Origin of the sequence: Algoriphagus marincola DSM 16067, assembly GCF_000429405.1 — a bacterium.
GTDB lineage: Bacteria > Bacteroidota > Bacteroidia > Cytophagales > Cyclobacteriaceae > Algoriphagus > Algoriphagus marincola.
This window is the reverse complement of sequence record NZ_AUBU01000002.1, coordinates 24,716-49,736: the sequence shown is the minus strand read 5'-3', so window position 1 is coordinate 49,736 and position 25,021 is coordinate 24,716. Positions and strand designations below refer to the sequence as shown.

14 protein-coding genes are annotated in these 25,021 nt (G+C 43.3%); 10 read left to right on the top strand and 4 right to left on the bottom strand.

Annotation, left to right across the window (positions count from 1 at the left end):
* The first annotated feature begins 403 nt into the window (after positions 1 to 403).
* The 8 genes from G457_RS0103175 (at position 404) to G457_RS0103140 (ending at position 17,983) form a co-directional block, all read left to right on the top strand.
* Positions 404 to 3,394 carry a SusC/RagA family TonB-linked outer membrane protein gene (locus tag G457_RS0103175; protein ID WP_026945188.1) on the top strand — a complete coding sequence of 997 codons (2,991 nt, stop codon included), beginning with the start codon at positions 404 to 406 and terminating at the stop codon, positions 3,392 to 3,394.
* 19 nt (positions 3,395 to 3,413) lie between these two features.
* The gene (locus G457_RS0103170) at positions 3,414 to 4,904 is read left to right on the top strand and encodes a RagB/SusD family nutrient uptake outer membrane protein (RefSeq protein WP_026945187.1); all 1,491 of its coding nucleotides are present in this window, start codon (positions 3,414 to 3,416) and stop codon (positions 4,902 to 4,904) included.
* A gap of 62 nt (positions 4,905 to 4,966) precedes the next feature.
* The gene (locus G457_RS0103165) at positions 4,967 to 8,239 is read left to right on the top strand and encodes a VCBS repeat-containing protein (RefSeq protein WP_026945186.1); all 3,273 of its coding nucleotides are present in this window, start codon (positions 4,967 to 4,969) and stop codon (positions 8,237 to 8,239) included.
* Positions 8,202 to 8,783 (top strand): hypothetical protein, encoded by a 582-nt coding sequence (locus G457_RS0103160; protein WP_026945185.1) that lies wholly within the window; start codon positions 8,202 to 8,204, stop codon positions 8,781 to 8,783. The genes G457_RS0103165 and G457_RS0103160 overlap by 38 nt, the downstream gene beginning before the upstream one ends.
* Positions 8,780 to 12,079 (top strand): VCBS repeat-containing protein, encoded by a 3,300-nt coding sequence (locus G457_RS0103155; RefSeq protein ID WP_026945184.1) that lies wholly within the window; start codon positions 8,780 to 8,782, stop codon positions 12,077 to 12,079. The genes G457_RS0103160 and G457_RS0103155 overlap by 4 nt, the downstream gene beginning before the upstream one ends.
* Positions 12,069 to 15,341 (top strand): VCBS repeat-containing protein, encoded by a 3,273-nt coding sequence (locus tag G457_RS0103150; protein WP_026945183.1) that lies wholly within the window; start codon positions 12,069 to 12,071, stop codon positions 15,339 to 15,341. Before G457_RS0103155 ends, G457_RS0103150 begins: the two co-directional genes overlap by 11 nt.
* Before the next feature lie 122 nt (positions 15,342 to 15,463).
* Positions 15,464 to 16,804: a vanadium-dependent haloperoxidase gene (locus G457_RS20965; protein WP_035483084.1), complete on the top strand. Its 1,341-nt coding sequence runs from the start codon at positions 15,464 to 15,466 to the stop codon at positions 16,802 to 16,804.
* Between the two features lie 51 nt (positions 16,805 to 16,855).
* A complete protein-coding gene (locus tag G457_RS0103140; RefSeq protein ID WP_026945182.1) occupies positions 16,856 to 17,983 on the top strand; it encodes a sugar phosphate isomerase/epimerase family protein in 1,128 nt (375 codons plus the stop codon).
* A 75-nt stretch (positions 17,984 to 18,058) separates the two neighbouring features.
* Here the strand turns inward: G457_RS0103140 and rnhA are convergent, their stop codons facing one another.
* The 4 genes from rnhA to aroQ form a co-directional block, all read right to left on the bottom strand.
* Positions 18,059 to 18,511 (bottom strand): ribonuclease HI, encoded by a 453-nt coding sequence (gene rnhA, locus G457_RS0103135; protein ID WP_026945181.1) that lies wholly within the window; start codon positions 18,509 to 18,511, stop codon positions 18,059 to 18,061.
* Between the two features lie 26 nt (positions 18,512 to 18,537).
* Entirely contained in the window at positions 18,538 to 19,119 is a 582-nt protein-coding gene (locus G457_RS0103130; RefSeq protein WP_026945180.1) for a MarC family protein, read from the bottom strand.
* A 403-nt stretch (positions 19,120 to 19,522) separates the two neighbouring features.
* Positions 19,523 to 20,578 (bottom strand): aminotransferase class V-fold PLP-dependent enzyme, encoded by a 1,056-nt coding sequence (locus G457_RS0103120; RefSeq protein ID WP_026945178.1) that lies wholly within the window; start codon positions 20,576 to 20,578, stop codon positions 19,523 to 19,525.
* Positions 20,579 to 20,590: 12 nt separating this feature from the next.
* The gene (gene aroQ, locus G457_RS0103115; RefSeq protein WP_026945177.1) at positions 20,591 to 21,004 is read right to left on the bottom strand and encodes a type II 3-dehydroquinate dehydratase; all 414 of its coding nucleotides are present in this window, start codon (positions 21,002 to 21,004) and stop codon (positions 20,591 to 20,593) included.
* A 139-nt stretch (positions 21,005 to 21,143) separates the two neighbouring features.
* On the opposite strand from aroQ, the gene rlmN reads away from it, so the two are divergent.
* A complete protein-coding gene (gene rlmN, locus G457_RS0103110) occupies positions 21,144 to 22,208 on the top strand; it encodes a 23S rRNA (adenine(2503)-C(2))-methyltransferase RlmN (protein ID WP_026945176.1) in 1,065 nt (354 codons plus the stop codon).
* A gap of 117 nt (positions 22,209 to 22,325) precedes the next feature.
* A complete protein-coding gene (locus G457_RS0103105; RefSeq protein WP_026945175.1) occupies positions 22,326 to 24,995 on the top strand; it encodes a TonB-dependent receptor plug domain-containing protein in 2,670 nt (889 codons plus the stop codon).
* Positions 24,996 to 25,021: the final 26 nt, after the last annotated feature.

Here is a 25,021-nt window from a genome sequence, read left to right as displayed (position 1 = left end):
AGTCCAAACAAGGGGCTTTTTGGGACCAAAAACAAGGCGAAAAGAAAGCAAAAAGACCAATTTTAATTTTTTTAGGAAAAAAGACTACTTTTTAAAATTTTTTAAAGATGTCATTTCTTGAAATAGAGGCACTTCCTCGAAAGCTTCAAAATTTTCATTTTTTTAAAAATATTTCAATTTTTTAAGTTTTAATAAAAGGAAAACGATTTCCGTTAAAAATATTTCAATTAACAATTCGATAATATATGGAATTATTAAAATATACTTTATTCTATTAAAAGGCGCTTTTCCAACATACTACTTTGCACTTTGTTAAATATTGCAAAATCAAAAATAATACAACACATTAGTTTCGAAATTAAGTACTCATACCTATTTCGCTTTTTAACTAACAAAAAACCCTATGAGAAATTATTTACAACAGTTCAAAACATTGGCTTTTGCACTGACCCTCCTATTTGGGGTGTCTTTCCTAGCCAATGCGCAAAACAGAACCATCACAGGTACCGTCCTGGATGCTTCTCTTGGTGACCCTGTTCCCGGTGCCACTGTGCTAGTCAAAGGCACCACCCGCGGGGTTGCAACGGATTTGGATGGAAAGTTTACTCTTGACATTCAATCAGGCGATCAAATCTTGGTAGTTTCCTTTGTAGGATACCTAACCCAAGAAGTAGAAATCGGAAACCAAAGTAGCTTTACCATCAATCTGGAGGAAGATATCCAGAGCTTGGAAGAGGCGGTGGTGATTGGTTACGGTTCACAGGACAAAAAGGAAATCACTTCAGCGGTAGTTGGTGTGAAACCTGAAGACTTCAACCGTGGTAACGTTGCCAATCCGGCTCAGTTGCTTCAAGGTAAAGTAGCAGGTCTTTCCATTACACGTCCAGGTGGCAACCCAAATGCTGGGTTCAATGTACGTCTTAGAGGTCTTTCCACCTTTGGTGCCAACTCCTCTCCACTTATCGTATTGGATGGTGTGATTGGTGCTTCATTGGAAAACGTCGATCCGAACGATATCCAGTCGATTGATGTATTGAAAGATGGTTCTGCAGCTGCGATTTACGGAGCTAGAGGGTCCTCAGGTGTGATTTTGATTACAACTACCAAGAAAGGTAGCAAAGATGGCCGTGCTGAAGTAAGCATTAACTCTTTCGGAACATTGGATCAAGCGACCAACCTAATTCCAGTGCTTTCTCCAGAAGAGTTTGTGGCTAGAGGAGGAACGGATTTTGGAAGTGAGACAGATTGGAGACAAGAGTTAATTAGAGACGCATACTCTTATACTACTAACGCAAGTGTATCAGGCGGTTTTAACAACACCAATTATTTGGCATCTGTCAATTACCGTAACAACAACGGTATCGTAAAAGGATCTTCCAATGAAAGATTGAATACCAGAGTAAACTTATCCCAAGGTGCTTTGGATAACAGATTGCGATTCAATGTCAACCTTTCATTCACGACAGTCGAAGCAAATTCAGTGAACGATGCTGCATTTAGATATGCAACTATCTACAATCCAACTGCTCCTATCTTTGAAGATACAGAGACAGCAAATCAGCGGTTCGGAGGTTATTTCCAGCGTGACCTATTTGACTTCTTCAACCCAGTAGCATTGATCAATCAGCAAAAATTTCTAAACGAAATTAAGACTGCATTGACTTCATACCGAGTAGAGTATGACTTCCTACCAAACTTGACACTATCTGCTCAATATTCAGAAGACAGAAGAAATGAATTGATTGGTGGTTTCTGGTCTATTCAGGATTTCCAAGTAGGATTTGGTGCAACTGGATCTGCCGAGCGAATCACCAACGACCGGGTTCAAAGAATCTTCGAATCTACCCTTCGATATGAAGTAGATTTGTTTGACGGATTGAATCTTGCGCTATTGGGTGGTGTCGGTACGCAGACTACCAAAAACCAAGGATTCGGTGCACGGTCAAGACAATTCCTATTTGATACAGGATGGGATAACCTAGGAGCAGGTGCGCTTCGAATCGGTAACTTCACCAATATGTATTCTTATGCCAATCAGGATCAATTGAATTCTGTATTTGGTCGAGCTAACTTCAATTACAATAACTTCTTGTTCTTCTCTGCGTCTGTCAGAGCGGAAACTTACTCAGGATTTGGACCAGAAAATCAAACGGGTGTATTCCCAGCCTTCTCTTTGGGTTCTGACTTTACCCAGATTTTCGACATGGGAGTATTCTCTCAGTTCAAGCCAAGAGTATCTTACGGTGTGACTGGTAACCTTCCTCCATCTCCTACCCTTGCTTTGGGTGTATTTGGAAATGGTAACCGAATTGACTTGGATGGTGATCCTTTGAGTACGGATGATATCTATGTAGGTATTGTTCAAAACTCCAACCCAAACAGATTCTTGAAGTGGGAGACTAAGAAAGAATTCAACGTTGGGGTTGATTTCGGTATCTGGGATAACAAAGTAACTGGTAGCATGGACTACTACACCAGAAATATCTCCGACCTACTATTCAATGTACCTGTAGGTGGTGGACCAAACATCTTCGATCCAGGACGATTCAACACAGTGGGTAGTACTTGGGTTAACCTAGCTGATTTGAGTAATGCAGGTTTTGAATTCGCTGTAGCAGTAAATGGCTTGAATTTGGGTGAAGTGCTTTGGACACCTAGCGGTAACTTTACCATCTATCAAAGAACTCAAATCGAAAGCTTATCAGCTTCTGGTCTTGGATTTGATGAATTACGATTTGCAACTCCAGGTTCTCCAGGACAGAACAACAACCCAATTATCTACAATAGAGTAGGTCAGACATTGGGTGATATCTATGGACCAAGACTATTGGGACTTTCTGAGTCAGGAGAATATATCTTATCTACTACCAACCCAGATGAATTCGAAAGACTTGGTAATGGTCTTCCAAAAGGTGAGTTTGGTTTTGCCAACAACTTTGCTTGGAGAAACTGGACATTGAACTTCTTCTTAAGAGGTGTGTGGGGTCATGACCTTTACAACTCTTACAGAGGATTTTACGAAAACGCGGATGGAGCTTCTGTAACTTGGAACTCTGTGATTACAGACAAGACTCCAACCAATCCGGTGGTGACCTCAACCCCAACCTTCAATAGCTCGTATGTAGAAAATGCAAGCTTTGTTCGTTTGGATAACATGGAGTTAGGTTACAATTTCAGAACTAATTCTCCACATATTGGTTCTTTTAGAGTGTACTTCGCTGCTCAAAACCTGTTTACCATCACCAACTACACTGGTATCGATCCAGAGGCTAGAGTAACTGATGCTGAAAACGGTGATGGATTTACCACAGCACTTTCTCCAGGTATCGAGCGAAGAAATACATACTTCCAAACACGTTCCTTCACTTTGGGACTTTCTTTGAACTTCAAATAATCAATCAAAACACAGAGATATGTTTAAATCAATTCGAAAAACCTTTCTTTTGATCCCTGCGACATTGATGCTGGGATCATGCTGGGAGTTGGATCAAGAGGTGCTGGATGGGATTACACAGGAAGAGGTGAATAATAGCAACAATCCGGTATTGATTGATGTCTTGAAAGCCTCTGCTTACTCAAGAATTGTAGGTAGCTGGGGTGGTCACAACAGTATTTGGTCCATCTATGAGGTCTCCTCTGATGAGATGGCTATTCCTCAAAAAGGTGCTGACTGGGAAGATGGTGGCCTTTGGCTACGTGCTCACAGACACACTTGGCAAGCTTCCGATGAAGCCTTCAACAACTCTTGGGCTTATTGCTACACTGCAATCGGTGAAATCAACAACTTGATCGTTTCTTATAGAGATGTTCAAGCTCTGACTGCTGAACTTAGAGTACTTAGAGCATTGGTATATTCTTGGCTTATTGACAGCTTCGGAAATGTTCCAATCGTAACCGAAGATGACTTAGAGGGTAATCCTACCAACAATTCCCGTCAGGAGGTATTTAACTTTATCGAGCAGTCTATCTTAGAAAACGTGGATTTGCTTCCTAAAACTGATACCAAGACGACTTTAAACTACTATTCAGCTCATGCCATCTTAGCTAAGCTGTATTTGAATGCTGAAGTTTATACTGGAACGGCTCGATGGGCTGATGCGGAAGCTGCAGCTAACGTAGTCATCAATAGTGGTCTTTATTCACTTTCATCTAACTTCTTTAGCAATTTTGCTACTAGGAATGGAGGGTCAACAGAAAACATTCTAACGCTTCCATATGATGAAAATAATGCCGGTGGATTCAACTTGGTGCAGATGACACTTCACTACTCCAGTCAGGCTACCTATAACCTACAGGAGCAGCCATGGAACGGATACGCTTCTTTGGAAGAGTTTTACAACTCGTTTGATGACAATGATGTCAGAAAGAATTCCTTCTTGGTAGGTCCGCAGTTTGCCGCGGATGGTACTCGCTTAATTGATATTTCTGCTGAAGCAGATGATCCAGATGGACAGCCTTTGACCTTCACTCCAGAAATCAACATGTTGGCTCCAAATGCATTTCGTCAAGCAGGTGTTCGGGTAGGAAAATTTGAGTTTGCTTCAGGTGCGGCTTCATCTTTAAGCAATGATTATCCATTGTTCAGATTAGCAGATATGTATCTGACTAAAGGAGAAGCGGCTTTCCGTCAAGGAAAAACTGGTGATGCACTTGCAGCCATCAACATGGTGAGAGAAAGAGCTGGTATGCCTGCTTTCACTTCTTTAACCCTCGAAGACATCTATGATGAGCGAGGAAGAGAAATGTTTGCAGAAGCTTCCAGAAGAACTGATCAGATCCGTTTCGGTACCTGGAATGATCCATGGTGGGAAAAAGGACAGTCTGAACCATTCAGAGCTTTATTCCCTATTCCATTGCAGCAAATCAATGCTAACCCTAGCTTGGTACAGAACCCAGGTTACTAATCACATATTAATTTGAATCAAAAAGGAAGTGTACATTCGTGCACTTCCTTTTTTTTACAAACATGAAGAAGTCAGCTTCTTTCCTTTTTATTCTTTTTTCCATACTCGCCTCCTGCCAGAAAAAAGGAGAAAGCGAGCAAATACTTTTTGAAAAAATAAAGCCTGAGGAGTCAGGCATAACATTCAGAAATGACCTGAACTATACCGAGTCAGTTAACCCTTATACTTTTCGAAACTTCTACAATGGGGCTGGAGTCGGTTTAGGAGATTTAAATAATGACGGACTGATTGATATTGTTTTCTCAGGAAATCAGAGCCCCAACAAAATCTATCTCAACCAAGGAAACTTCAAATTCAAAGACATTACGGATTCCGCCGGGATTATTTCCCAAAATGAATGGAATACCGGAGTAAGCCTAGCAGATGTGAATCAGGACGGTTTACTCGATATTTATTTTTGTAAATCTGGCCCTCTCAACAGTGCCAATCGAGCCAATGAGCTCTATATCAATCTTGGAAATCTACAATTTGAGAATCAAGCAAAAGCATATGGCTTGGATGAAGTTGGACTCTCCCAACATGCGGTTTTTTTTGATTTTGACAAAGACGGAGATTTAGATTTATACCTTCTGAGTAATTCCGCCCGCTCGGTGGGTGTATTTGATCTCAGGGAAGGGCAACGTGAAATCCGAGATCCCGAAGGTGGGAATAAGCTTTTCAGAAACGATGGAGAAAAATTCACCGATATCAGCGAGCAAGCAGGGATTTATGGTAGCGTGATTGGCTATGGACTCGGGGTAACGGTCGCAGACCTCAACGAAGACTTTTGGCCTGATCTATACGTTTCCAATGACTTTTTCGAGCGGGATTACCTCTATCTCAATAATCAAGATGGAACTTTCCGGGAGGTTCTCCCTGATCTTTTACCCGAAATCAGCATGGGTTCTATGGGAGCTGATATTGCTGACCTCAATAATGACGGGCTTCCCGAGATATTTGTCACTGAAATGCTTCCGGCTGATCTAGCGCGTGCCAAAACCAAAACTCCATTTGAGGAATGGGACAAGTATCAATCTAATCTGAAGGCTGGTTACCACCGACAATTTACTCGAAATACCCTCCAAAGAAACTTGGGGAAAAACCCAAATTCTGATTTACCCCTGTTTACGGAGATAGCCCGAATGGCTGGCGTGCATGCTACCGATTGGAGTTGGGGAGCTCTGATCTTTGATGCCAACTTGGATGGTTTGAAAGATGTTTTCGTAGCCAATGGCATCGTGAAGGACCTGACTGACTTTGATTTCGTAGATTTTTACATGAACAATCAGGAGAAGATCGAGGATTATCGGGCAGATTCCATTTTGGTCACCAAGATGATCGACGCCTTTCCTTCCAATCCACAGGTCAATTTTTGGTTCAAAAACCAAGGGAACTGGTCATTTGAAAATCAGGCAGAAACGAGTGGATTGGATCAAGCGACCTTTAGTACGGGGGCAGCCTACGGTGATCTAGATAATGACGGAGACTTGGATCTGGTGGTAAACAACCTCAATGATGAAGCAGGAGTCTATCGAAATACCAGCATTGAGCATGGGAAGAACAATTTTATAGGTTTGGACCTCAGCGGATACTTTGGAGCCAAAGTAAGAGTCACGACCCCTTCAAAAATACAAGTTCAAGAGTACCATCCAGTCAAAGGGTATATGTCCTCTGTGGATCCCCGTTTGGCCTTTGGATTGGGAGATGAATCTTCCATTGAGGAAATCCAAGTAATTTGGCCTGATTTGAGTGAGACTATTCTCAAAAATATTTCCGCAAATCAATACCTAAAGCTCTCCCCTTTAGAAAAGGAGCTTTTAAAGGATCAGAAAGACTTGGTTTCTCCACTCTTTGAAGAGCTCCCACTTCCCGAAAGTATCAAGCATCAAGAAAGTCCTTTTGTGGATTTCGATCGGGATAGACTTCGGTTTTGGTCCATCAGTAATGAAGGGCCGAGAATAGCATCCAATACAGAAGCGGATGAATCGCTGATTTTTCTTCCGGGAGCAAAGGGCTATCCTTCCCAACTATTCAGAATAGATCAGGCTGGAAAAACCAAGGAAGAAAGTGAGCGATTGGTAGGGCAAAATCCAGAAATGGAAATCGTAGGAGCTGCATTTTTCGATGCCAACGGAGATGGACGGCAAGATTTACTCACATGGTCCGGAGGAATAGAATTCCCGGCTCGCAGTCCTCAATATCGTGATCAACTTTTCATCCAAAACGAACAAGGAGAGTTCATTTTAAGTGAACAAGAATTCGATTCCCGACCCACCGCTTTCGCCCTTTCGTATGATCTGGACCAAGATGGGGACGAGGACTTGATCTTTGGATACCGTGCCCAGCCTTTTGCCTATGGAGTACCGGAAGGATTGGGTATTTGGGAAAATGATGGAAAAGGGAACTTCAAAGACATTTCCGAATCCTATGGAGAGTCTATTGTCAACCTAGGTATGTTGACAGATGGGGCATTGGCCGACTTGGATGGAGATGGCATTAGCGAGCTAATTGTGGCGGGAGAATGGATGGCTATTCAGATCTTTTCATTGGATGAAAAACTATCAAACCGTACTACCGAATTTGGATTTGCAGAAAGTACAGGTCTTTGGAATCGACTTTTGGTGAAAGATATTGATAGAGATGGATACCCGGAAATACTAGCAGGAAACAGTGGAACCAATTCCCGTCTTCACTTCAAAAATCATTCAAAGCTTCGCATGTATATCAATGATTTCGATCAAAATGGAAGTTTGGACCCGATTCTTTGCGAGTTTGATGGGGAGAAATCAATTCCTTGGGTGATGAAAAACGCCCTACTCAAGCAAATCCCATCACTTCGAAAAAACCTAGTTCGCTATTCAGACTATCAGGATAAAAGCATGGAGGAGCTTTTCCCTGCCAATTCCCTTTCAAACTCCTTAATTTTGGAGGCTGAAAATCTGGAAACTACCCTTTGGAAAAATGAGAATGGGAAGCGATTTACCAAGTCAGAATTGCCGCAGGAAGTACAGCAAGCTCCGGTATTTGCGATTCATTCGCTTGAGACGGCAGCTGGCCAATACCTCATCTTGGGAGGCAATCAGAGTCGTATCAAACCAGAACTTGGAACGCAACTAGCTTCCTATGGATGGGTTTTACAAAAAGACAATTCAGGAAAATGGAAGGCTATGATGCCTGTCGAAAGTGGAATGGCAATTCCAGGAGAAATCCGGGATATCCTAGCCATCCAAAACAATCAATATTTAATCGTAAGTAAAAATGATGATAAACCGGTTCTATTTAAGATTCGTCCTTAGCTGTACCATGCTATCGAGTTTGATTTCTTGCCAAAGCGAATATCAAAAAATAGAGCAAGAGGAACTTTCCTCAGGCGAGATCAATAATGAGCTCTTTCTGGATTTGGAATTAGGAATGGTAAGAAAGGACTTCTTCCAGACTTGTTGGGATTGGAATAAAAAAGGAGTGCTGAGCAATGGCCCCACCGAGCTTTCCGTTGAATACAATGTAACCCTACCTTCCGGAAAAGAAGCTAAAATGCGGTTCTACCCCAAATTTGAAGATGATAAGATCTACCTGATGCCGGTGGAATTCACCTATGAGGGATGGGCTCCATGGAATGAAGAGCTAAGCGTGGAAAACCTCCGAGAAGATGTCGTAGCTCAATTTGAAGAGTGGTACGGACCTGGATTCTTTGAAGTCAGTAATGAAGATCGAAGTCTGATAGCCTTTGTGAAAATCGATGGTAATCGCAGAGTTCGGGTTTTCAAAAAAAGCCTCTCCGTAGTAAGGGCTGAGATAGCCGACTTAAACATTTTGAAAAGCCTAGAAGAAAACGAATGAGAAATTACTCTTACATAGCACTCAGTTTAATCTTGGCTTTTTCCTGTAAGCAAAAGGAGGAGAAGGCTCCCACTCTTTTTCAGGAATTAGACCCCGCAGTCTCTGGAGTAAACTTTAGCAATGACCTATCCTTTGACGAGGATTTCAATATTTTCACTTACAGAAATTATTACAACGGAGGTGGAGTAGCTCTAGGGGATGTCAATCAAGACGGACTACTCGACATCTACCTCACCGCCAACCTGGGACCGAACAAACTTTATCTAAACCGAGGAAATTTAAAATTTGAGGATGTCACGGAGCAGGCAGGAGTTGCCGGGACCCGTGCATGGTCTACAGGTGTCGCGATGGCTGATGTGAACGGTGATGGACTGCTGGATATCTATGTTTGCAACTCCGGGGATATTTCCGGCGACAATAAGCAAAATGAGCTTTTCATCAATCAGGGTAATGGGAATTTCTCAGAAGAGGCCGAAAAATATGGCCTAGCTGATGAGGGGTTTTCTACGCACGCCGTGTTTTTCGACTATGACAAGGATGGTGACCTAGACGTCTACCTTCTAAACAATAGCTATCAGGCCATTGGTAGCTTCAATAAAATGCAAAATGAGCGCCCCAAGCGAGACCCGGTTGGTGGTGACAAGCTCTTCCGAAATGATGGGGAAAGCTTCACAGATGTCAGCGAAGAGGCGGGAATTTACGGATCGATTATTGGTTTTGGGCTAGGCATCACGATCGGAGATGTGAATCAGGATACTTGGCCGGACATTTTCATCTCCAATGATTTTTTTGAAAAGGACTATCTATACATCAACAATCAGGACGGAACCTTCACTGAATCTTTGGAGTCCTCTATGCGATCCATTTCCGCGGCTTCCATGGGTGCGGATATTGCAGATATAAACGGAGATGGCTTATTGGACATTTTTGTCACAGATATGCTCCCTGAACCCTTGGAGAGACTGAAGCAGGTAACCACTTTCGAAAATTGGGATAAGTTTCAATTCAATAAAAATCACGGCTACCATTATCAGTTTTCGAGAAATATGCTCCATCTGAACAATGGGGATGGAAGCTTTAGCGAAGTCGGCCGGCTTGCCAACGTGGAAGCTACCGATTGGAGTTGGGGAGCCCTGATTTTCGACATGGATAGCGATGGCAAGCGGGACCTTTTCGTAGCCAATGGCATTTATCAAGATATTACCGACTTGGATTACCTGAACTTCATCGATGATGAAGACACTAAAGTAAAAATTATTACGGGAGAGGGTGTAGATTACCGGGCATTGATAGATCCCATTCCGATCACTCCAGTTCCAAACTATGCCTATCAGAATCAAGGCAACCTGAAGTTTGTCAATCAAGCTGATGCCTGGGGATTGGGAGAAGCCATCCATTCTAATGGAGCTGCTTATGGGGACCTCAACAACGATGGATACCCTGATTTGGTCATCAACAATGTAAATCGTCCTGCACAGCTTTTCATCAATCAGGCCGACAGTTTGTTGAGCGAAAAAAACAACTTGCAAATCCAGCTAGAAGGAAAAGGTAAAAACACCTATGCGATTGGAACTCAAATTCAAATCAAGGCTGGAGAGGAGATTTTCTATCAGGAGCAAATGCCCAATCGGGGCTTTCAATCCTCTGTCGACCCAAAAATCACGATCGGACTTGGAAGCATAATCAAACTTGATGAAATCCGCATCACTTGGCCTGACAACAGGGAAACCATCCTCAAGGATCAAGACGTCAACCAATTAATTTCCCTGAAATGGGAGGATGCAAAAGAAGCCATTGAGCGTCCTTCTTCTGATTCTGATTTTGGGACTTTCAAAAAAGAGAATAAAGATCAGCTCGCCTTCGAGCACCGGGAAAACATCTTCGTGGATTTTGATCGGGATAGATTGACGTATCACCTGTTTTCTACCGAGGGGCCGGCCATGGCCACAGCCGATGTGAATGGAGATGGGCTGGAGGACTTTTACTTTGGAGGATCAAAGGATGCAGCAGGACAGATTTTCTTAGGCACTTCTACCGGCAAGTTTAAATTCAGTTCGCAGGAAGCCTTCGAAGGAGATAAAAATTCAGAGGATACCGATGCGGTATTTTTCGACGCCAATGGAGATGGATCTTTGGATCTCTTTGTAAGCTCCGGAGGAAATGAATTCCCGCTAAATGCCCTAGATCTTGCTGACCGACTTTACCTAAATGACGGCAAGGGAAATTTCACCAAATCCGAAAACAGTGGCTTGCAAAGCCTTCGTGGCAGCAGCTCAGTAGTCGTCCCGATAGACATCAATGAAGATGGTGCAATGGACTTGTTTATCGGTGACCGTTTGGTTCCTTTCGTTTATGGCGCTCCTGCCAGCAGTCATATTTGGATCAATGATGGAAGCGGGCGATTCACCGAACAAACACAAAACTATGCACCAGAACTGCTAGAAATCGGCATGGTCACCGATGCTGCCAAGCTTGACTGGGATGGAGATGGAAAGGAAGATTTGGTCCTAGTTGGAGATTGGATGGCCCCAACCTTTTTCAGAAATACCGGTGGAAAGCTGGAAAAAATCAGCATGCCTGAAATGGAAAGCAAAAAAGGCTGGTACCGAAGTCTCAAAGTAGCTGACCTCAACAAGGATCAAAAACCGGATTTGATTTTAGGAAATCAAGGGCTAAATACCCGATTCAAAGCATCTGAGGAACAGCCTGTCCGCTTGTACTTAAATGATTTTGATCAAAACGGCTCCATTGAGCAGCTTTTCACCACCGTCCGAAACGGAGTCGCTATTCCATACACGCTCAAACACGAACTGGAAAAGCAGGTCCCAAGTATCAAAAAGAAATACATCCGCTACAGCAATTACAATAATCAAACGCTGGAGCAGATTTTTGATCAAGAAACCATCGGAAAATCCATTATCAGCGAAGTCAATCATTTGGAATCAGGGGTATTGATGAATCAAGGGTCAGGGAAATTTGAATGGAAATCCCTCCCGATTGAAGCACAGCGGTCCATGATTTTTGCGATTGAAACAGCTGATCTGGACGGTGATGGTATTCTGGATCTGATCTTAGGAGGAAATCTTTATGGGATCAAACCCGAAATCGGAAAATCGGATGCCAGCTATGGTGAAGTGCTGCTTGGGAATGGGGATGGAACGTTCCGCTTTATTCCTAATCGCATTCATTCGATGCAATTGCAGGGAGAAGTTCGTCATTTCAAATGGCTAAGTGATTCAAGGCTGCTAGTAATCAAAAACAACGCGGCGGCAGAAATTTGGAAGTATGAGGAGTAGAATCAAAAGCAGATTAATTCTCGGTATTCTCGGCCTATCACTCTCTTTTTATTCATGTGAAAAAAGAAAAAAAGAGAAAAGCCTCTTTGAGCTCATTCCTGCAGAGAAGTCCGGTGTAACATTTGAAAATTCACTTCAATCCACGGACTCATTGAATATCCTGGAGTACCTCTATTTCTACAATGGAGGAGGAGTTGCAGCTGGAGACATTAATAATGATGGTCTGGTAGATTTATTTTTTACGGGAAATCAGGTTCCCAACAAGCTGTACCTAAATAAGGGCAATCTTCAGTTTGAAGATATCAGTGAATCCTCAGGAGTTCAATCTGTCAAAGGCTGGTCCAATGGGGTCATTTTCGGTGATGTAAATGGAGATGGCTTTTTGGACATTTATATCAGCCAAGTGGGTGATTACAAGGGGATCCAAGGTCATAACCGACTTCTCATCAATCAAGGAAATCTGACATTTGAAGAAAAATCAGGGCAATACGGGGTTGATTTCAAAGGGTTTGGGACTCATGCGGCATTTTTTGATTTTGACAGAGATGGAGACCTCGACCTTTACTTGCTGAATCATGGTGTGAAGTCCCCGGAGGTTTTTGCCCAATCAGAAAACCGATATAAAGCAGATGAAGGGGGAGATCGACTATTGAAAAACTTATCCGTAGAAGGAGAAGATCGCTTTGTGGATGTCACTGAGTCTGCCGGAATTTACTCTAGTATTCTAGGCTTTGGCCTGGGTGTAGCTGTCGAGGATTTCAATGGAGATGGCTGGCCGGACCTTTACGTTTCGAATGATTTTACAGAAAACGATTACCTCTACCTAAATCAGCAAGACGGGACTTTTAAAGAATCCCTTGAATCTCTGATTGCCAACACTTCTCGCTATTCCATGGGAAATGATGCCGCCGATCTCAATGGAGATGGAAGGCCCGATATCATAACCACCGATATGCTACCGGAAGACCCGGAAATCTGGATGAAATCAGTTGGGGAGGACAAAGTAGAGGTTTACTCGATCAAAAAGCAGTTCAATTATGGAGACCAATATGTCAGAAATCACCTTCAGCTAAATCAGGGCAAAAAGGGTTTCAGTGAAATTGCGCTTTATGCCGGTACTTTTGCTTCAGACTGGAGTTGGTCCCCTTTAATTTTTGATATGGACAATGATGGCTTGATGGACATCCACATCACCAATGGTATAGTCAAAAGACCGAATGATCTGGACTTTATCCAATATTCTCAGGAGGCTGACCCTAACATGACTTTCTCGGAGCTTCGCAAAAGACAAATCGACATGCTCCCAAGCGTTAAGCTTCCAAATTACGCTTTTCAAAATCAGGGTAATCTAAAATTTGAACAGGTACAATCAAGCTGGGGACTTGATCAGGAGTCCTATTCCAATGGCAGTACTTATGCCGATTTGGACAATGATGGGGATTTGGATCTCATTATCAATAATCTGGATCAACTAGCTTTCATCTACCAAAATCAAAGTGAAAGGCTAAATAGAAATTTTGTCCAAATCAGTCTTTCCTCAAGCAGCAAAAACCCATTTGGGATTGGGGCAGAAGTCCAGGTTTTTGCCGGAAAAAGAGTTTTCCGTCAATTCCTCAGTACCTCGAGAGGATTTCAATCTGGCACGTCTACTGTCCTGACTTTTGGGTTGGGCGAAATCGACGCTATTGACTCCGTACAAGTAAGTTGGCCAGAAGGAGAACAAGAGACCCACAAAAACATCCAAATAAACACCCTACAAAAGCTCCAAAAAGGGAATGGTGAATTAAGTGAAAGTAAACTGACAGTTGAGGAGGAAATTCTGCCTGAAAGTCCCTTCAACTGGATACATCAAGAAAAAAACAGCATCAAAGAGAGTGATAGGGAATACCTCATCCCAAGAAGTTATGCCATTTCTGGACCCGCAGTAGCGGTAGCAGATGTGAATGGAGATGGGCTGGAGGATGTGTATTTGGGAGGTGCTAAGGATCAGGCTGGAGAATTGCATTTGCAACAGGCAGATGGATCATTTGAAAAAATTGAAAACCCAACCTTCAACCAATTGGCCCGGGCAGAAGATATCGTTGCCACTTTTGCTGACTTGAATGGAGATGGTGCATTAGATCTCTACGTAGCAAGTGGGGGAAATGAACTCGAGCAAGGAAATCTATTTCTTTTTGATCGGGTGTTTTTGGGCAATGGTACCGGTCAGTTTACTTTCTTCCCGAATGCTTTGCCTCCAATCGGCGAAAATACGGCAGCGATAGCACCCTCAGATGTAAATGGGGATGGTGCCTTAGACCTCTTTATCGGAGCTTCTAATGTGGCAGGTGATTATGGAGCAAGCCCCAAAAGCTACCTGCTAATCAATAATGGAAATGGACAATTTCGAGAGCAAACCGAAGAATGGTTTGGAGAAGATATTGATTTCGGAATGGTCAATTCAGCCAAGTGGAACGATTTGGATCAGGATGGGACTGATGAACTCCTACTTTCAGGGGAATGGCAAAAAGTCCGTGTTTTCAAGAAAACTGATGGCAAGCTCGTAGAATTTTTCCCTGAGGGTTTGGAGAATTCGTCCGGATGGATCAATGACCTACAGCTAGCAGACATTAATGGAGATGGTCTTTTGGACATTCTCACCGGAAATTTGGGATTGAACTCCAAGCTAAAAGCCAGCCCGGAAAAACCAGTCTATCTCTATCACCATGATTTCGACGAAAATGGGCAGGCAGATCCGCTAATCTTTCATTTTATGGGTGAAAAATTGGTACCATTTGCTACCCGGGATGACTTGATCAAGCAAATACCCGGAATCAAACGTAAGCATCCGAACTATCAGGAATATGCCCAAATTAAAAGTCCCGAGGACCTTTTCCCTGAAAATACCCTTGACCAAGTGACACCCAAAAAAGCGGTGGAATTCCGTTCGGGTGTTTACTTTCAAAACCAAGACGGAAGCTTTACATTTGAACCATTTCCTTGGGAAGCTCAGCTAAGCCCGATATTTGCCATCCATTGGAACGAGGATACCAAAACCCTAATTTTGGGAGGTAATTTCTCAGGATACCGAGTGGATTTGGGAAAAGCAACTGCATCTTCCCTTTCTGCATGGAAATGGGAGGAGAACCAATGGAAAAAGGTCGAATTAGATGAAAATCTACCCCTTCATGCAGAGGTGAGAGCTTTGTTTGAGATCAAGAAACAGGTATTTGCATTGACGCATAATGGCCCCATTTATCCCCTAGAACAAATACAGGAATGATAAATATCATAGGCTGTTTTCATAAATTAACCTAGCTTTGTCCCTATCGTACAAAGTAACAGGGAGTTGATTAACTCCACGACGAAAAAATCAAAGCTTTAATAGATTAAAATTACCCGATTATGCGTAGCATACGTCTACTTATCTTATCCATTTTCCTGATTACTGTTTCCTGCCAAGAGCCTGTAGATTACAGTCAGGTCATCACAGATGGAAGCTATATTTCCAGAGCACAAGACCGGATCACAGAGGTGATCATTCATGATATTTTCTCCCCTCCGGTGGCAGCTCGGATCTACTCCTATTCATCCTTGGCAGCTTACGAAGTTGCTGCAGCCTCAGACCCTGCCTACCAGTCTCTTTTGGGGCAGTTGAAGGGTTCCGAATCAGTGAGTTTTACCATTCCAGAAAAAGTCTACCCACCACTTGCCTCTTTGGCAGCCTATTACACAACAGGGACGGCACTCATTTTCTCGGAGGACATGGTCAATGCCCATCGGGATGGGATTTATGAAGAATTACGGGAAAAAGGAATCCCGGATGATGTATTTGAAGCATCTTTGGAGTTTGGTCAAGAGGTTGCAGATGCTGTGATTGCTTATTCCAAAAAAGACAATTACCACGAAAGCCGCTCATTCCCAAAATACACGGTAACAAATCTTCCGGGTACCTGGGAACCTACACCTCCTGCATATATGGAGGGAATCGAACCCCATTGGAATAAGATCAGAACATTTGTGATCGATTCAGCTGCTCAATTTAAGGTATCTCCTCCCCCACCTTTTTCCACAGATCCAAATTCAGAATTTTATAAACTGGCTTACGAAGTCTATGAAACAGTAAATAAAGCCAAGCAGGAAGAATTAGATATTGCGATGTTTTGGGATTGTAATCCATACAAGATGAATGTCAAAGGTCACGTGATGTTTGCCGAGAAAAAGATTACTCCCGGAGGGCATTGGATGAGTATTGCTGCCATCGCTTCCAAAACCGCAAATGCAGATTGGAAAAAGACCGCCGAAGCCTTGGCTTTGACCGGAGTATCCCTGCATGATGCCTTTGTGGCTTGCTGGGATGAGAAATATCGAAGCGTTTTAATTCGCCCAGAAACATACATCAATCAATACATTGATGAAGAATGGTTGCCTATTCTACAGACACCTCCATTTCCTGAGCATACCAGCGGACATAGCGTCGCCTCCACCGCTGCTGCCTATACCTTGACTCAGATCTTTGGTGAGGAATTTCATTTTGTGGACAGTTCAGAGGTAAATTATGGGCTTCCTGTTAGAGAATATGATTCATTTTTGGAAGCCTCTTCCGAAGCAGCGATTTCCAGATTGTATGGCGGTATTCACTACATGCCTGCTATTGAGGAGGGAGTATGGCAAGGAAGACAAGTGGGTGAGTTGATCTGGAAACGAATCAGCACCAAGCCAAAAAATTTAGCAGAAAACAATTAATTTAAGCAGCCCGAAAGGGCTGTTTTTTTTACCCAAAAAACCTAAAGACAAATGGCTAATCCGATATGGATCATGACTTCAGCTTTCGATCAGCTGAATTTGGAGCAAACTATCACCAAAGCAACTGAAATTGGCGTGCAGGGCTTGGACCTTTGCGTCTTTCGAAGGGATGGCACAAGGGATGATTTTGTAGCCACACACTTGGACTATGAAAGTTTTGGCCCTGAAGATGCTCATCGGATTATTGAGCAATTCAACCAAGCTTCTCTTCGTCTTTCGATCGGAGCCTTTGAAAATTTGATCGGAGGTGATCCCATTCAGCGTGTCAAAAATCAGAACCATTTACTCCGACTCATCCGAATGGCCCACCTCCTCGGAGGGGATGAGAATGATGTGAAAGTTGGCACTTTTGTCGGTTACAATCATGAATTGGGAAATCAAGAAGGTGGGTTTGAAAAGAATCTACTTGAATATCAAAAGATCTTTTCTCCAATTATTCAATATGCAGCCGACTTAGGAGTCAGCATACTCTATGAGAACTGCCCAATGGAAGGCTGGAGAAGTTCAGGTCAGTTTAGTACTTACAACAACTTGCCTGGGGTACTAGCAGCACGTAAACTCATGTATGAATTGATTCCTGCCAAGAATCATGGGGAAATCTACGACCCTTCCCACGATATCTGGCAGCACACAGATCCTGTGGAAGTGATCAAAAATACGGATTTGAGTCGCCTGAAGCGTATCCATGTCAAATCCACCCGCAACAACCCTGATCCTTTCTGGGGTAATATGTATCCCATGCATCAGATTCCTGAAGATTGGGCCAAAAAGGCCGGAATCCCATCCAGCTCCAATCCTTGGGACAGACATCATTATGAGGCTACGCTTCCAGGATTTGGTCTGGGTGATCATTTGGACTGGCGGGCTTTTGTAAATGTTTTGAAGGAAAAAGGCTTTTCAGGACCTTTTGAAATAGAAAATGAAGCAGTTCTATCCAAACAAACCGGAAAAATGGGTGCAATCGTTCAAGGCTGTAAAGCTGCTGTCCAAAATTTAGCGCCACTTCTCTATGAATTGACTGATGAAGGCTGGGTATATCCACAAGCTGAGTATCAAGCTCTGAAAGATATCAATCGAAAAGACATACCATTGGTGACAATGGAGGACTTGCAAGCCTAGAGTTTATATTGGCTGTAAATAAAAGTTTATACTGGTAAAATAAACTTGGATATGGGATAATTCAGGATTGGGGAATTACTTTCCTGACTCATAGCCTTGATCTACCTTGAAGTCTGGACCTTCCGCAGCTTCTACCGCTAGCTGATCGCATCGCTCATTTTCTATATTTCCCGCATGGCCTTTCACCCAGACAAACTTGGGCTTATACTTCAGATGAAGCGGAATGTACCGAAGCCAGAGATCAGGGTTTTTTTTGTCCTTAAAGCCCTTTTTCTGCCACCCCCAAAGCCAACCTTTTTCGACAGCATCCACGACATACTTGCTATCTGAGTAGATCGTCACGGGAATTCCCGTAAGCTTTAACTCCTGCAAAGCTCGGATCACTGCCAAAAGCTCCATGCGATTGTTGGTGGTCAGGCGAAACCCTTCGGAAAGCTCTTTTCGGTGCTTATTAAACTTCAGAACCGCTCCATAGCCACCGGGACCCGGATTGCCTTTGGCAGCTCCATCTGTGTAAATGGTAATCATGATGTAAAGAAAGGGAATTTGCCCTGTTAGACAATTTCCATGGGGAAGGCATTGCTTTTGAAAATTTTCACAGCGATGGAAAGCAAAATAATCCCAAAGATCCTTCTGAGTACATCCAGGCCTGTTTTGCCAAGTTTACGCTCCAGCCAAGAGGTACTTTTCAATACCACATAAACCAAGATCAAATTCAGGACAATCCCGATGGCGATATTTACCTGATCAAACTCGGCCTTCAAAGTCAAGATAGTGGTCAAAGTACCAGCACCGGCTATCAAAGGGAAGGCAATAGGAACAATAGATGCCCCTGTGGAAGCTTCTGGATCCGGCTTAAAAAGCTCAATTCCCAAAATCATCTCAGCCCCCAAAGCAAAAATGATCAAAGCACCAGCGATGGCGAAGTCCTCTACCCCGATACCAAAGAGGGATAAGATGGTTTTTCCTCCCAGAAGAAAAAGAATCATCAAGACACCTGCCGCCAGGGTGGCTTTTTCGGACTGAATGTGTCCGGCTTTTTTACGCAAATTGATGATGATCGGTATAGATCCGAGTATATCTATCACCGAAAAGAGGATCAATGAAACCGACAGTATTTGCTTGAGGTCAATCATGCCGCAAAAGTAGACATTTCTTTGCCGGAAAAGAAAGAAGGCCGGATTATGAAATTATTACTCAGAGGGAAAACCTGAGTTCATCTAATTCTAGCCTAAGAATCAGTTCTTGAAAAAGTACTCAAATCCAAAAAACGCTAGAATCACCAAGGTAGCAAGTAAAGGAATACTCATCCGGACTAGGAATTCCTTTCCCCTTCCTTCCTTACGATAAAGATTATAGATGAATCCCTGGGTCAAAATAGTAAAGCCAAATAGTACCAATAACAAAACGTTCCATCCTAGCGCTATAGAGATAACTAGTAGCGGAAGAATTGGAAGGAATAATATTCGTTCCCATTTCTTTACTTCCGATGACCTATTTGGAATTCCCTCAAAATTCATTCAGGAAAATATTAAAGAATTAATATTTACGCAAGAAACTCATTAGCTTATTCATTTCCTCATCCGTAATAGCAGGGAAATTAGCGATCCGAAAAGAGGTGGGTTTCAATGGGCCATAGCCACTTCCCAATTGCATTCCCTCTGCTTCAGCTGCTTTTTTCACTTCGCTGATAAGGCTTTCTGTTCCAGTCACACCCAAAACGGTCTTGCTTCGGGTTTCCGAATTGGAAACCAACAATCTCAAATTTGATGTCTGAATGATGCACTGCTCGAGCTGGTGCATGCGATCATTGAGTCTACTGGAAATATGCTGGATTTCAGGAATATCCTGTAAAACCCGCTTCAGCAAGTAGATTCCCAAGACATTGGGCGTGTAATGTGTTTGGAATGAGCGGGCATTTTCCAACATGAAATTCAGGCTGTTGTATCGACCTTTTTCACCCTTTCGCTCCGTCTGCTCCACGGCTCGGGGAGACAAGATTAATACTCCCAGACCAGCCGGCATTCCGAAGCATTTTTGAACGGAAGCGTACCAAATGTCCCCCAGACTAAAATTCAAAGCTATTCCCCCCATACTAGAGGTCGTATCAACCGCTATAAGCTTTTCGGGATATTTATCTCGTATTTCCTCCAAGACTTCCATCGGAACTTGCGTCGCATTGGAGGTTTCATTTTGGGTGATCGCAATCAGGTCAAACTTCTCCGCTATATTCAAATTAGCCACATCAATGGCTTGATCAGCCTCGATTTTTAGCCCTTCCGTTTCGGGATTGATATGCTGGGCAAAGTTGATCCACTTCTTCCCAAAAGATCCCGAGTAAATATGATAGCTCGCAGATTCTACAATGGACTGCGTTATTATTTCCCAGTTTTCGGTTGCTGAGGATGTAAATAGCAGCTGATAATCCTCAGGCATGTGTAGCTTTTCACAGAAGAGCTGATGAACTTCCCGATAGAGATTCATAAAAGCTGCACTCCGGTGATTGGCACTCAGGATACCTTCTTCATAAGCATCCTGTAAATATTGAGGCATGGAATCGTAAACCTTGGAAGGTCCTGCTGAGAAAGTTAGCATAAGTAAGAGAATTTATAGAAAATAACGGATGCCCAATTCGTAGCCCTTCAGACCCAATCCAGAAATCATTCCGACACAGGCCTGGGAGATGATACTTTTATGACGAAACTCCTCGCGCTTGTAAATATTGGAGATATGAACTTCCAGCACAGGAGTAGTCACCCCGGCAATGGCATCGGAGATGGCTACCGAGGTATGGGTGTAGCCACCTGCATTCAGCAAAATGGCATCAAAATCAAAGCCCACTTCATGAATTTTATTGATCAACTCCCCCTCCACATTGCTCTGAAAGTAGTGTAGATCGATATGAGGAAATTGCCTTTTCAGCTCCTCGAAATATTCTCCGAATGATGTGCTGCCGTAAACTTCAGGCTCGCGCTTTCCCAGGAGGTTGAGATTGGGTCCGTTGATGATCTGTATTTTCAAAACTGGAAGGACTTTTGGTCTGAGAGATCAAAGTTAAAAACTAGGCAGATAAATAAATCATTTTCGAAAGATTTGAAGGCTTTATTTTCAGCTTTTTAGAAAAGAAAAATCTAACCAATCAAATCCGTACCTTTGCAGCATGGAAGAGATCCAAAAAAGGGACATACGAAAACTGAGCTTGGAAGAGCTGGAGGAGTTTTTCCTATCTGTGGGAGATAAGAAGTTTCGGGCCAAACAGGTCTACGAATGGCTTTGGAACAAGTCGCTGAAAAACTTCGACGAAATGACCAATATTTCCCTCGCTACTCGTGAGATGCTCAAAAAGCATTTTGAAATCAATCACATCTTAGTCGATCTCATGCAGCACTCCCAGGATGGCACGATCAAAAATGCCGTCAAACTCTACGATAATAAAATCGTCGAGTCTGTTTTGATCCCTACTTCCAAGCGGATTACTGCCTGTGTTTCTTCCCAAGTCGGCTGTAGCCTAGATTGCAACTTCTGCGCTACTGCCCGACTCAAGCGCATGCGGAATCTAAACCCTGACGAAATCTATGATCAGGTCGTAGCTATCAAAGATGAAGCAGAAACCTACTTTCAGCGTCCATTGACCAATATTGTATTTATGGGAATGGGAGAGCCTTTGCTGAACTACAACAATGTACTTTCTGCCATCGAAAAAATCACCGCTCCGGAAGGCTTGGGAATGGCACCGAGACGGATTACCCTCTCGACCGTAGGTATCCCCAAAATGATCAAGAAACTGGCAGATGATGAAGTCCGATTCAACTTAGCGATCTCTCTACACTCCGCCATCAATGAAACGCGCTCCCGACTGATGCCGATCAATGATTCCAGCCCTTTGGAAGATCTAGCGGAAGCCTTAAAATATTGGTACCAAAAAACTAAGCGAAAAGTCACCTACGAATATGTCATCTGGGAAGGCATCAATGATGATGAGCGGCATGCGAGGGCTTTGGCCAAGTTTTGTAAGATCATCCCATCCAAAGTCAATATCATCCAGTACAATCCCATCGATGAGGGTGAATTCCGACAGGCAAAGCAGGAAGCCGTGGATCTCTATGTCCGCATCTTAGAGCAAAATGGTATCGTAGCAAAAGTACGCAAATCCAGAGGTCAGGACATCGATGCTGCTTGCGGACAACTAGCCAACAAAAATGAAGTAGCAGACCTAATCCAATAATTAAGATTTTTTCACTTTTAAATTTGCTGATTATTTAGTTTTATTACGATCTCTTAAGATTAAACCAAAAGGTTTTCTTTTCGTCAAAATACAGATAGTACTAAACCAACTCTTTTTATGCGAAAAATAATTATTGGGGCCATTATTCTTTTTTCTTTTGGTCTCTCAGGCTTTGCGCAAGAAGGACTACCAAGTCAAATCCAATCCTTTTTTGACACTTACCAAAAAGAAAGTCCACCTGAAAAGGCTCACTTGCATTTCGACAAACACACCTACACACTTGGAGAGGATGTTTGGTTCAGTGCCTATTTGGTAGCTGGAAGTTCGCAGATTCTATCCCCTCTCAGTGCCACGCTTTATGTAGACCTTTTTGACGGTGACGGCTTATTACTGGAGCAACGCATCGTACAATTGGAGAATGGACGCGGAAAAGGGGATTTTTCTTTGCCTCGATTTGGAAAGGCAGGAACCTATCAAGTCAAAGCCTACACGGCTTGGATGCGGAATTTCGGAGAAGAGTTTTTCTTCAACACAAGCCTTCAGGTCATTGATGGAGATGCGGGGAGCTTTCTTCCAAACCTTGAAATCAAGCAAATCACCACCGCAGGAGGAAAAGTAAGCTATCAATCTGAGTTGACAGCAATCAACGATAAGGGGAATCCCCTTTCTTCAGAATCAGTCGAGCTTCTGATTTTCGGGTCCGGAGAGCAGTTGTACAAGCAAGACTTACTTCTCAATGCCGACGGACAGGCTTCTTTCTCTTTTTCAATTCCTGAAGAGCCCTATGAAAGGCTCCATGCTGAATTGATTTTCATGGAAAATGAAAACTATCCTGTAAGCAAAAAACTAGGATTGCCATACAGCTTAAGTTTGGCAGACATTCAATTCCTCCCAGAAGGTGGTAATTGGCTGATTGGGAAAAAGTCAACTATAGCATTTCGGGCTGTGGCACCTAATGGCGAACCCTATCAACTCCAAGGAGAGATTTCAGGGGAGGAAGTAGCTTTTGAAAGCAATTTTGCCGGTTTGGGGAAATTTGAATTGACCCCTACTAAAAAGGAGTATCAGGCTGTATTAACAGATCCCAAAACACAAGAGAGTAGAACTATTCCCCTTCCGGAGCCACTTGAAAATGGCATGGTGCTCCAGGTAGTAAACAATCCTGAAGCAAGCTACGTGACGGCATTTGTGCAAGGCAATATCCCGGCAGAGGGACTGCTTTTGGTGAGTCAGACTCGTGGGATTGTGAATTACATGATTCAAGGTGGACTCAACAATGGCGTTTGGGGTGTACGAATTCCGAAAGAAAATCTGATCGCAGGTATCAATCAGATCAGTATTTTGGATGCTACTGGAAAACCACTTTTAGAGCGACTTATATTTATCCATCCCGAAGACTACCTTGATCTTAGCCTGAGTATGAAGGGGTCAATGCAACCTCGGGAAAAACTCAGCTTAGAGCTTCAAAATTCATTAAATGGACAGGTCCAACCCGGTACCTTTTCGATAGCTGTTCTGGATGCTGATCAGGTAGAAGACGAGCGTGATATTTACGGTACGATTGCATCTCAACTCCTCTTGAGTTCGGACCTTCCAGGCAAAATTTATTTACCAGGTTATTATTTCAAGGACAATTCACCAGAAACCTTAGCCGCGATGGATTTGGTCATGTTGACCCATGGCTGGAGACGATTTACTTGGGAGGAGGTTTTGGAACAGGAAATCCCAAAAGTTGACTATTTCATCGAGCGGGGAATCAATATCGAAGGTCAAATCACCGATCAAGAAGATACCCGAAAAGGTCTGGCTGGAGGAAAAATCACGGCACTAGTCGGCGAAGGAATCGAAATCGTCACCTCTGAGTATGGACCCAACGGTCGGTTTATTTTTAGGGATTTGGTTTATCAGGACTCTGCCAAGGTGACCATCACCGCCGAAGACAACAGATTAAAAACCTTTATTGATGTCGAGGTGATTCGTCCAGAGCCGGTTTTCTCAAAAATCACAGGTGAATATGTCAAGGAAATCCAATGGCCTGAGGGATTGGCTGAGAGTTTTCAGGCTCGAAATCTGATGAAACAAATGAACGAAGACCCAGATTTAGTGGATTTGGAAGAGGTCACAGTAGAAGGACAAACCATCGAGCGGGAAGAAGAGGAAGTTCGCAAGATCTATGGAAGTGGTGATGTGACTATCACTCCTGACAAGATCCCTTCATCGGTCGGCTTCACCAATGTTTTTCAACTGATTCAAGGTCGGGTCTCCGGGGTACAGGTTTTCGTCAGCGGTTTGGACGTAGCTGTTACTATCCGAGGTGTGGGTTCGGTGAACTCAGGCACTACACCGCTATTCCTTTTGGACAATATCCCTGTGGATGCAGCAACTCTACTTCAGATTAGCCCTCGGGATGTGGCAAGTGTGGATGTCTTCAAGGATCCGGCGAGAGCGGCCATTTTTGGTGCTCAAGGAGCCAACGGAGTAATTGCTGTATATACCAAACAGGGAGCTGGATTCACCCCAAGTGTGGGTGGAACCCTAGTCACGACCTACGGTGGCTACTCTATTGCCCGGGAGTTTTATCAGCCTGATTACTCTGAAAAATCCATGGAAACGGCTCTCACTGATCAACGGGCCACCATTTACTGGAATCCGCTGGTGAATGTGGGCGAGTCCGGCAAAATCTCCATGGAGTACTACAATACCGATCAGGCAAAACGACAACTGATCATCGTGGAAGGAATGGATGAAAGCGGTCGAATAGGACTGTTCTCAAAAATTTTCGAATAAGAATATTGTTTTCTTCACCAAAGCCC